General features: G+C 63.2%; 10 protein-coding genes. 3 read left to right on the forward strand and 7 right to left on the reverse strand.

Translation table 11 applies throughout. The annotated features are described in order from the left end of the window. Window positions 1–92: 92 nt before the first annotated feature. The 4 genes from ACIBW7_RS42605 to ACIBW7_RS42620 all read right to left on the reverse strand — a co-directional run bounded on the left by ACIBW7_RS42605 (window position 93) and on the right by ACIBW7_RS42620 (window position 4,467). Window positions 93–497, reverse strand: a complete 405-nt coding sequence (locus tag ACIBW7_RS42605; RefSeq protein ID WP_397056774.1) for a hypothetical protein — start codon at window positions 495–497, stop codon at window positions 93–95. Between the two features lie 457 nt (window positions 498–954). Then, window positions 955–1,176: a hypothetical protein gene (locus tag ACIBW7_RS42610; RefSeq protein WP_397056776.1), complete on the reverse strand. Its 222-nt coding sequence runs from the start codon at window positions 1,174–1,176 to the stop codon at window positions 955–957. A 55-nt stretch (window positions 1,177–1,231) separates the two neighbouring features. Beyond that, window positions 1,232–1,969, reverse strand: a complete 738-nt coding sequence (locus tag ACIBW7_RS42615; RefSeq protein ID WP_397056778.1) for a hypothetical protein — start codon at window positions 1,967–1,969, stop codon at window positions 1,232–1,234. A 278-nt stretch (window positions 1,970–2,247) separates the two neighbouring features. Next, the gene (locus ACIBW7_RS42620; RefSeq protein WP_397056780.1) at window positions 2,248–4,467 is read right to left on the reverse strand and encodes an MMPL family transporter; all 2,220 of its coding nucleotides are present in this window, start codon (window positions 4,465–4,467) and stop codon (window positions 2,248–2,250) included. Between the two features lie 432 nt (window positions 4,468–4,899). Between ACIBW7_RS42620 and ACIBW7_RS42625 the strand changes: the two genes are divergently transcribed. Beyond that, window positions 4,900–5,613: a TetR/AcrR family transcriptional regulator gene (locus tag ACIBW7_RS42625; RefSeq protein ID WP_397056782.1), complete on the forward strand. Its 714-nt coding sequence runs from the start codon at window positions 4,900–4,902 to the stop codon at window positions 5,611–5,613. 289 nt (window positions 5,614–5,902) lie between these two features. Here ACIBW7_RS42625 and ACIBW7_RS42630 read toward each other — a convergent pair whose 3' ends face one another. From ACIBW7_RS42630 to ACIBW7_RS42640, 3 genes are all read right to left on the reverse strand, one after another. Beyond that, window positions 5,903–6,043, reverse strand: coding sequence for a hypothetical protein (locus ACIBW7_RS42630; RefSeq protein WP_397056784.1), 141 nt, complete (start codon window positions 6,041–6,043; stop codon window positions 5,903–5,905). A gap of 348 nt (window positions 6,044–6,391) precedes the next feature. Beyond that, a complete protein-coding gene (locus ACIBW7_RS42635) occupies window positions 6,392–7,009 on the reverse strand; it encodes a TetR/AcrR family transcriptional regulator (protein ID WP_397056786.1) in 618 nt (205 codons plus the stop codon). A gap of 59 nt (window positions 7,010–7,068) precedes the next feature. After that, window positions 7,069–7,665: a TetR/AcrR family transcriptional regulator gene (locus ACIBW7_RS42640; RefSeq protein ID WP_397056788.1), complete on the reverse strand. Its 597-nt coding sequence runs from the start codon at window positions 7,663–7,665 to the stop codon at window positions 7,069–7,071. A 60-nt stretch (window positions 7,666–7,725) separates the two neighbouring features. Between ACIBW7_RS42640 and ACIBW7_RS42645 the strand changes: the two genes are divergently transcribed. Together ACIBW7_RS42645 and ACIBW7_RS42650 are read left to right on the forward strand one after the other, a co-directional pair. After that, window positions 7,726–8,283: a hypothetical protein gene (locus tag ACIBW7_RS42645; RefSeq protein WP_397056790.1), complete on the forward strand. Its 558-nt coding sequence runs from the start codon at window positions 7,726–7,728 to the stop codon at window positions 8,281–8,283. 359 nt (window positions 8,284–8,642) lie between these two features. Next, complete coding sequence (locus ACIBW7_RS42650; protein ID WP_397056792.1) at window positions 8,643–8,858, forward strand: hypothetical protein; 216 nt, start codon at window positions 8,643–8,645, stop codon at window positions 8,856–8,858. Window positions 8,859–9,367 lie beyond the last annotated feature (509 nt).

Raw genomic sequence — 9,367 nt, forward strand, 5'->3', positions numbered from 1 at the left:
TGCACCCACCACCCGGTGGCCTGCGGGACCAACTGAACACGGAACGAAATCACCTGGACTCAATTCCGGGTGGTCTCGTCATCGGGGACCGCTCAGAGGAGATAAGCGGCGTATCGAAGGGTCGGCGACAGCGTCGAGACAGAAGTCGAACCACCAGCGCCTGAGGCGGCAGTGAAGACGAACGAATACCAATCTGCGGATAGCTTTTCGAACCGTCGAGCACCACTCCCTATTGGCTCGGCACTGGGCGAGTGGACCCAGCCGCAGACGGTGGAGCCCACGAACCAGTAGGCGCTATAGGAGTAGACGCGCCCATCGGTCTCGCGGTGAACCAAGCTGATATCGAGCCCGCCGAGACTCAGGTCTCGGCGCGTGTTCGGCCCATCCTCGCGCAGCATCTCGACCGCGATTTCTTCCATTTCCGGACGTGCGAAGCCGAAGCTCGCGGGCTGAAAAACCAACCCGACCACCAGGCCCGCGAACACCACCATCGGCACTGGTACGACTTTCCAGGACCCATCGGTGCGCTCCGCCGAGGAGATACAGCGTCTTGATCGCCCACGCCAGCAGGCACCCACTCAGCAGAATCCCGCCGATCACCAGGCCGAAGAGCTGATCGGACCGGTCAAGTTTTTCACGAACGGAGCCCGGTCGAGGTGGACGCACAAGAGAACCACAACACCGATAAGTGTCCCCGTCAGCACCGCGGAACCCGGCGCGGTGGCGGTGTCCTGTCCGCGCTCGGCCTTCCCATCATGAGCACATATTGTTTCGATTGGGACCTCCGCATTTCGACGACCGCGACCGAACGCAGACCAGTACGTTCCGGCATAGCAACACATACGCCTGCATCGACGTCGCCGCCCGCGCACCGACTCCCGCTCCTGAGCCTCGGTCACTGCCAACTCGATCAACTTTCGGCCGCGCAGTCTTCTCGACCCGCGAATCCTACAATTAGCCAAAGGATTTCAGGATCGACGTCATCGTCGCCACGACGATTCCGACCAGGCGCCCGACCTTTCGGTTGAGCGGACCGCGGCGAGGGCTGCCGCCGACGACGACGCGGACAACATCGAATTCGCTCAAATGGGCGAGCGGCATCCTGCCGACAGCGCTCTCGGGAGGTCGGTGGCCGCGCTCGTCGCTTCCGGCCTCATCACGGATGAAGCCGGACACGAGGCGCTCGACGGCGCACGTGCAGCGAGGGCTACTTCCGGTATCCGGTCGGACCTCATACTTCGAGCGTCCCGGGACTTTGCGGATGCCGCTGTCGCTCAGGCATGGGGACAGGCTGGGGCGGCACAATCCCCTGGGGGACCGTCGGAAACTGCGGCACCAGCGGTGGGGTCTCCTCGAGGCCCAGTTCCGTCTGTGCACGGATGACGACAGCATAGGCTTGCTTAAGCGTTCGCTCGACTGTGACGGCAAGCCGGTATTCGGCATACGACGCAAGACCACCACCGGCAGTATGGCGTTCGGCGTAGGACGCTGGCACTATTTGATCCAGGTTGGCCGCAGTCAACATATCCTGCAATCGAAAGACCCGGTCCTGGAGTTGGCGCAGGGCCGTCGAACCTACGGTGGACGCTCGTTGCGCGATGGCGGCCGCCGCGCCGTCGGCGCCATGCCACACCGTCTGATGACCTTGCAGATCATTCTGGGAGGTCAAATACGATTCGGCGGCGAGCCCGGCAAGACCGGCGGCATTGTCCGCAGCCAGTAAGGGCGGGGTCACGGGACGAGTCACGGGCGGGGAAACCGCGTATTCCGGGGTACCTAACGTATCGGCCAGATCCTGGAAAACGTCTCGGGCTTCAACTATATAGTCGGCCAGGGCTTTCGATGCCTGGGGTGGCGGATCGAGCCGCACCTGCCAGCCCTTCGGCTCCGGCGTGGGTGGGGTGGGCGGCGGTCCCGGGGATGGCGCTGGCGTGGGATCGGCTGCCTCGTCCAACATGTTGATCTCCATCAAGCTGCCTGTTGCAGACGGTTGAGCACCAGCGTCTCAACATCCCCCGAACCGGCACCAGGAACCTCCCAGCAATGGGGACCGTACTGGTGAGATCGCGTAATCATTCGTGAGTTCCATTCGTGAGTTCGTGGTGACCAGCTGGCATCTTTGCCCAGCCGCCGCCCAGACCCGGCGAAGCTGATGCGAATCATGCCCGCGCGGCCAGCATTCCGCTGCGAAAATGGCTGTGCGCCCGATGGATTTCGAGTACACAGCCCTCGCTCATCTTGCCCGCCTCAGTCGCCCGTGTTCGACCACTCCCGGCGGGACTCGCCCTTCGCGGCCAGGGTTTGCTCGGCGTCGTGGAAGTAGGCGAAATCATCCGACTTGCCCCACCGCGGCACACCCGGTCCGGCGCCATCGACCCTGTGGCCACCACGCCCAGGCCACCATGCTTTGTGCCCGATCATCGCCGTGAGGGCGGGTGTGAAGAACATCGCCATGACAAACGCGGCGATTCCGATACCGACCGAGATGGCGAAGCCCATCTGTGAGAGCGCGTTGTTGCCCGCGAGCATCATCGACGCGAACGTACCTGCCAGGATCACGCCGGCCGCCGCGATGGTTGGTCCGGTGTGCCGGACTGCCAGTGCGGCGGCGTGTTTCGGTTCATTGCCCGCGTGTGCTTCCTCCCGTAGCCGGGCGACCATGAGGATGTTGTAGTCGGTGCCGAGTGCGACCACGAACAGATACATGATCACCGGCAGCGTAAACATCAGGCCGGATTCTCCTTGGATGTGCTGGAACACCAGTACCGCGGCGCCGAGCGTGGCGGCGAACCCGAGGAATACCGACGCCATCAGGTACCACGGCGCGACCAGGCTGCGCAGCAGCAACCCGAGCACGATCATGATCAGGACCGCCGCCACCGGGAACACGATCGCGTAGTCGCGGGCCATCGCATCCTGAAAGTCGACGAAGACCGAGGTCATCCCGCCGACCGCCGCAGTGGTGCCGACGGGTGCGGCCGAGTGCGCGACATCCCGCAACGGCCCTTCGACAGTGTCCAGAGCGGCGTCCGACTCGGGCACGTCGGTCAGCGTCACCACGAAATCGGCGATCGTCTTGTCCGCAGACAGCTTCGGTTCGGCCACCTGTCCGACGCCGGGCACCGCACCCAGCGCGCTTCGGTAGGTGTTGAGCTGTTCATCGGTCAACTCGCCACCGCCGGAACGCAGCAGGACGTCCGAAGGCTGCGTCGTCCCCGCGGGCATATCCTTCACCAATTCCTTACTGTAGACCACGGATTCGGATGCCTGCGAGGTCGAGCTGGAGCCGAGGTCGAAGGTCGGGTGGAAACCGAACGCGAACACCCCAAGCGCGATCAGCACCCCACCGGAGATCACCGCGAAAACGCCGGGCCGCCTACCGAGCGCGTTGCCAGCTGCGGCGAAACGCGCACCTTTCGGCTCGGTCCGCCAAGCCTTGGACGGCCAGAACACCTTGGTGCCCAGCAGCGAAACCACCGCTGGCACCAGCGTCAGCCCAGCCACCAGCGCCACCGCCACCGCGATCGCCAATGCCGGCCCCAGCGCGCGGAACATGCCGAGCGTGGACAAAATCAGCGCCATGAACGCGATGATCACCGCGCCCGCCGCGGAGGTTATGGCCTCGCCAACGCGGGTGACGGCACTGACCATGGCGGTCTTCGGATCTTCGCCCGCACGCAGCCGCTCGCGATAGCGGAACATCAAGAACAGGATGTAGTCGGTGCCGACACCGAACAGCACGACCAGCAGGATAGCGTTGACCGAGGCGTCGATCTGCAAGTTGAATGCCTTGGCCACCATGGCGATCAACCCATTGACCATGCTGGAGATCGCACCGATCACGAGGATCGGCAGCAGCGCGATCACCGGGCTGCGGAAGATGACCAGCAGCAGCACCAGAATCAGCACGATCGTGGCGACACCGATGATCACCATGCCCTTTTCGCTGGATTCCTGCTGGTCCAGCGACTGAGCCGCCTGACCGGTGATGCCCGCCTTCAGCTCGGTACCCGCCACGCGTTGCTTCAGTTCCGCGCGCAGCGCTTTGACCGCGTCGCGTTGGGTAGCGTCACTCGGACTGGTCACCTTGGTCATCTCCACCGCGAAGATCTGGACAAGGCGGTTCTCCGACGGCGGTACCGGCTGGATCACGGTGACGTCGGCGATCCGTGCACCCAGCAGCTCGGTGCCGATCGATGCCACTGACGCCGAATCACCCGCGGTCAGCGGCGCCCCGTCCGCTCGGGCGAACACAATGATCGCAGCGGGCGCCGAGCTCTGCGGAAACGACTCCTGCTGCACCTCCAACGCCTGGATCGACTCGTAATGCGAAGGCAGAAAAGCGGATTGGTCGGTCGTTGATTTGAGTTCCGGTGCCGAGACCACCACGGCAATGGTGAGCAGCATCCACAAGCCGATCACCTTCCACGGATTGTGGACCACCACGGCCCCCAGTCGTGCGAACATCTGCGCAAATCCTTTCCGGATTCGTAATGAGCTGGGGCAGTTCAGATTTCGAGGTCTCGCGAACTCGGGTTCGGCAGCATTGAACTAGAGGCCGGGAGCCCGGCCCCGAAGGGATTTCGCGATCAGAAGACATCAAGTTGGGCCCCACCACCAGGCATCAGATCCGGGCCGCGGCCCACGGATCGGACGCTGGAGTGTTGCCAGTGTGCGCACAGTGGGGTCTTGCTCGAACTGTTCAATCCGAGCAAGGGATGGCCCTGGCCGACGAGCATTCGCACGTTTACTGCGCCGCCTGAGCTATATCGACTAGTCAGCGCAGCGGCTTCGATGACGGTCACCAATCCTCCATTAATTGTGAACAATGTTCGCAGTTGCAGAGTAGATGTTTGCTAACACAGTTCGCAACTATCGGGTAGTGGCATGCTGACTGGCATGACACCGACGGCTTCCTCGACCTCATTGTGGTTGCGAGGCGATGATCCCAAACCGGGGCCGCGCCGCAGCTACACCCTGGACGAGGTGGCGGACGTGTGCGTCCGTCTCGCCGACGCGGAGGGGCTGAACGCACTATCGATGCGTCGCATCGCGGACGACCTCGGGACCGCCGCGGCCTCGCTCTATCGGTATGTCGACGGCAAAAAAGACCTACTCGCGCTCATGGTGAACCACGTAGCCGCTGAATACGACTACCCGCCCCTAACCGGAGACGTGTGCATTGACGTCTTCGCAATGCTGGACCAGGCACGGGCGTTGCATCGACGACACCCATGGTTGAGGGAGGGTTTAGGAGAGGTTGTTTCGTTGAACCTCGGTCCGAATTCGATGCGATATCTCGACCACATGGCTGGCGCCTTGGTTCAAGCGGGACTCGACGCGAACGCGACCCTGATGGGTATCAGCCTACTGTCGGGGTGGGTACGCGCCTTCGCCGGCTTGGAAGCAGCGGGGTTTTCCGCGCCTAGCATGGGTGAGTCCGACCACATTCCGAAGATGCTGGCTCATGGTGTCTACCCGCATCTGACCGCGCTGCTCGCCACTACCGAGTCCGCGACCACACCAGTCGACAATGATGCGGTGTTCCGGGCAGGCATCGAAGCACTGCTGTTCGGCATCATCCCTGGCGGTGGTCGACCAAGCGGAAGCTAGGACACGCTGTTCAGCTCTTGCCGTACTCGCGTCTACAGAACGCAAGCGCGCGAGTGGTCGATCATGCTGGGGACCACGGCTCGTGTGCGAGAGGACAATTCGCGTACGCTTCTGCCTAGCGAATTGCCGTTCCGACTGTTGCCGGATGCGCGGGTAGGCGCCGATGTTTTGTGCAGATGTGCGGGGCCGACACCGAGCCTGGTGCAGCACCGCACGCATGAACCGCTTGACGCATGCCCAGGATCAGTCGCCGACGGAGCGGCGGGCGATGGCGAGTTGCGGGTGGCACTCACGTGGTCATTGTCGTGGGCACTGATGGCGGCGCGGTGACCGGCTTGGTGAACCAGCCTGCGTAGGCCAGCAACAGGCCGACCACGGCCAAGGCGCCGAAAAAGATCCGGGCCACGAGCGTTGCGGTCGGTGATTGCATGGTGCTATCGACGCCCGACTCCATTGCTTCGGGGTTTGCGATCAGGACAAGGCCCCGTAGCGCGACGAACCAACCGAAAAGCGACACGGTGACAGCGAGCGGTCCGAGCCAGTACGGTGACCGCCAATGATGATAAGCCCGTCGAAGAGCATCAGGGTGCCGACCAACCAGACGTGGACGGGATCGGCGAACAGATCGAGGTCCAGGCTGGGCAGGCGGATGGCGTAAATGATAGTGAAGGTTGCGATATAAGGGACCGATGACGCGGGCGAACGTCCGGCTACGTTCCTGCGCCTCGACGCTGGCGGTTGACATGTTGCTCTGATCCTTTCTATGAGTCGGCCAGCTTTACTTGCCGTCCTCGACAGATGGTTGCTGATGTGCGTCGGGCCGGTAGCCGGTCTGGTGGAGCACGGCGCGCAGATACTGCTCGATTTCGTCGGCCGTGCTGGTGTCCGGCCGGGTAGCCAAGTGTTGCCAGACCGCTCCGGTGAGCAGGTCCAGCAGCGTGTTGAGGTCAGTGTCCGCAGGTAGCTGCCCACGATCACGAGCCCGCTCGAGCATGTCCCGACGCGCCCGGTCGCGATGCTGACCGAACAGGTCCTGGTAGGTGCGCGCAAGTTCGGGGTTGCCCTCGATGGCGCCGTAGAGCCGCCGTAAGAGGTGGCGTTGGCGCGGGTTTGCGAGAGCATGAGCCCACCCGGACAGCGCGTGCGCGATGTCGCGAATCTCCGGCGTTCGCGGAGGGTCGCCGTACGCGGCCTCAACCGAGGCGATCAATAGCCGAGTCTTGTCCGGGAACCGCCGGTACACGGTTGCCCGGGTGACTCCGGCGCGCCGGGCAACCAGCTCGACGCTGGTCATCTCCGCGCCGCGTTCGATCAACAGCTCCAACGCCGCGTTCAGGATAGCGGCATCGGCTTCCCTACTCCGAGGGCGGCCAGGAGCGCGGTCATCGACACCCATGTCACTTACACATACAGATCTGCTCCGTAGTGTAAAGAAGCGGTCCTGACCGTCCCGGATCAGCGGGGCACTAGGCCGGTGTCGATGGTAGCGAAGACGGAGTCGGCCAGGGACCGCACACGTGTGGCGGGGATTTCGCCGGTAGCGACGAACGTAGCCAAGCCCTGCATAACGCAGCGCATGGTGAGCATGATCGCATCTACTGAAGGCCCACGAATCGCCCCCGCCCGCCATGCGTCCCCGATTGCTCCCGCGAAGGTGTCACGCACCGAACCGCGCACCGCAGCCAACTCCGGATGGACATCGCCGTCGGCGACGGATCCGCCGAACATCAGCTGGGACAGGGCAGGCTCGGCCGCTACGAACTCCAGGTAGCGATGGCCGATGGCGTGCAGCCTTAGCAGCGGGTCATCGACCTCGATGGCGGAGAGGGCTTGCGCCAACTCTCCGAAACCCTGCGTCATCACAGCGGCGAGCAGTGCCTCCTTGTCAGCGAAATGCCGGTACGGCGCCGCTGCGGACACTCCCGCCCGCGTCGCGGCCGCGCGCAGCGTCAGCCCCGCGACTCCGTCCTCCTGCACCAGTGCGCGTCCGGCGTCGACCAGCGCTCGGCGCAGATCTCCATGGTGATAGGCCTTGCGCTTCGATGTTGACATCATTTACATTGTCTTTCGTAGATGTGAACAATGACAACTTTCTTCCGACAAAGGCGAGCCATGTCCTACCGCATCCACACCGTGCATCGGCGAGTACTTTCGACAACTCCCGAAAATTTATGGGCCGCATTGACATTGCTCGGCACGGACGATGACCCGCTATATCCGCCGGAGTGGGGATGGGTGCGCTTTCCCGAGGGTCTGCACTCGGGCGGCAAGATGGTCCAGCACAACGGCGTGAGCCCGATCAGCTACCACATCGAAGAAGTCGAGCCGCCGCGACGGCTGTGGTTCGGCGAAATTCCCGGAATCGCTGGAAGTCACGGATATGTCCTGGAGCCGGTCGACGGAGGCACTCGGATCAGCCACGCGCTATCGGCAGAGCCATCGATCATCCCGTACCTCCTCTGGACGGTGGCGTTGCGCCACAGCCACGACGCTATCAGCGAGCGCATCTTGGACAATCTCGAGTTCCTCGTCACCGGTGCGATTGCCGATCCATACCATCCCGGGTTGGGTGCGCGAATCTTAAAACGACTCCTCCGGAACCGGTCCACGAAAGTCGCTCCGCCGCAGCATCTCCACCAAGTGGAGCCCCGGGCTCAGCCGCCCATGTAGCCGATTCGAGGCCTCCGGCTGCACAGCGAGAGCGAACGTCCTCAGCGACGGCCACCGCGTCAGTGAACTGCGCGATTGCGCGATGAAGCGCCGGTCGGCGGCGGTGATTGACGCTTCGCAAACGGACGACTCGGAGAGCGAAGTATGCCGTGCCGAACCAGGCCCTCTCCAGATAGTTGCGAACGCCGTTAGCAAATGTATATTCTGTAATTGCGAACTTTGTTCACAGTCGCCGAGTTCGGTGTGTTCGCCGAGTTGAGTTGGGTGGTCGGAGCGCGTCCGCCGTCGAGGCTGGCCTTACCGACTTGTCATCTAGGTCGCGAGAGGACTATCGCTAGTGGGGGTACAGATTCTCGAGTGTGCCGCGTGTGGCGGATCAGCTCGAGACTTCAGCGGACAAGGCCCTCGTCGAGGTCATGGATGGATCGCTGCCCGGCTTGACGCCGTGGCACGACGTGCGGGTGGCCGCCCCCTGGACACAAGACGTTGTCTGGGATCTCGAACGGCTGGGCGTCCAGGCTGTATCTGCCCCGGAGACGCAGCGGATCGCGCGCCGTCACCCTCGTCACATCTGACACCTCTGGCCATGCCACCCCTGGACAACACACAGCAACTTGACTTCATCATCACCAGATCCAGCAAAGAGATAGCCGCCACGAACCTGGATACAGCTGTCCTCTCGCGTCGCCGACGCGGCTGCGTCGTCGACTACAGCAGGCCTGTAGCAGCCAATTCCTCCTCGGTCCCAATGCTGAGGGCTTGAAAGGGAGTCGGGTATGGATGAATCGTTGCAGGTCGATCCCGACCTACTGCGGGCACAGCACCAGACGCTCGCCGCGATCGTCGACGCCGCACAAGCGAATCTGAAGGAGCTGAAGGACCGGCTCGCCCAGGAGGGCGAGTGCTGGGGCGACGATGAGCCCGGCCGTAAGTTCGGCGAAATCTATGCGCCTGCAGCGAAAAGGGGAATCACCGGATTCGAGAACCTGGTCGATAATCTCCGCGGCATACGTGACGAAATGGCACAGGTGGCCGACTCCTTCCAGAATCAGGACCGGGAAAGCGGATCGCGGCTGGCGCGGAC

The organism is Nocardia sp. NPDC049526, assembly GCF_044465765.1.
GTDB lineage: Bacteria > Actinomycetota > Actinomycetes > Mycobacteriales > Mycobacteriaceae > Nocardia.

Excerpts from the sequence above, each read along its gene's own strand:
- ACIBW7_RS42635 (WP_397056786.1), bottom strand. The coding sequence starts at position 7,009 with ATGGGTGTCGATGACCGCGCTCCTGGCCGCCCTCGGAGTAGGGAAGCC.
- ACIBW7_RS42620 (WP_397056780.1), bottom strand. The coding sequence starts at position 4,467 with ATGTTCGCACGACTGGGGGCCGTGGTGGTCCACAATCCGTGGAAGGTG.
- ACIBW7_RS42615 (WP_397056778.1), bottom strand. The coding sequence starts at position 1,969 with ATGGAGATCAACATGTTGGACGAGGCAGCCGATCCCACGCCAGCGCCA.
- ACIBW7_RS42625 (WP_397056782.1), top strand. The coding sequence starts at position 4,900 with ATGACACCGACGGCTTCCTCGACCTCATTGTGGTTGCGAGGCGATGAT.
- ACIBW7_RS42630 (WP_397056784.1), bottom strand. The coding sequence starts at position 6,043 with ATGCAATCACCGACCGCAACGCTCGTGGCCCGGATCTTTTTCGGCGCC.
- ACIBW7_RS42640 (WP_397056788.1), bottom strand. The coding sequence starts at position 7,665 with ATGTCAACATCGAAGCGCAAGGCCTATCACCATGGAGATCTGCGCCGA.
- ACIBW7_RS42645 (WP_397056790.1), top strand. The coding sequence starts at position 7,726 with ATGTCCTACCGCATCCACACCGTGCATCGGCGAGTACTTTCGACAACT.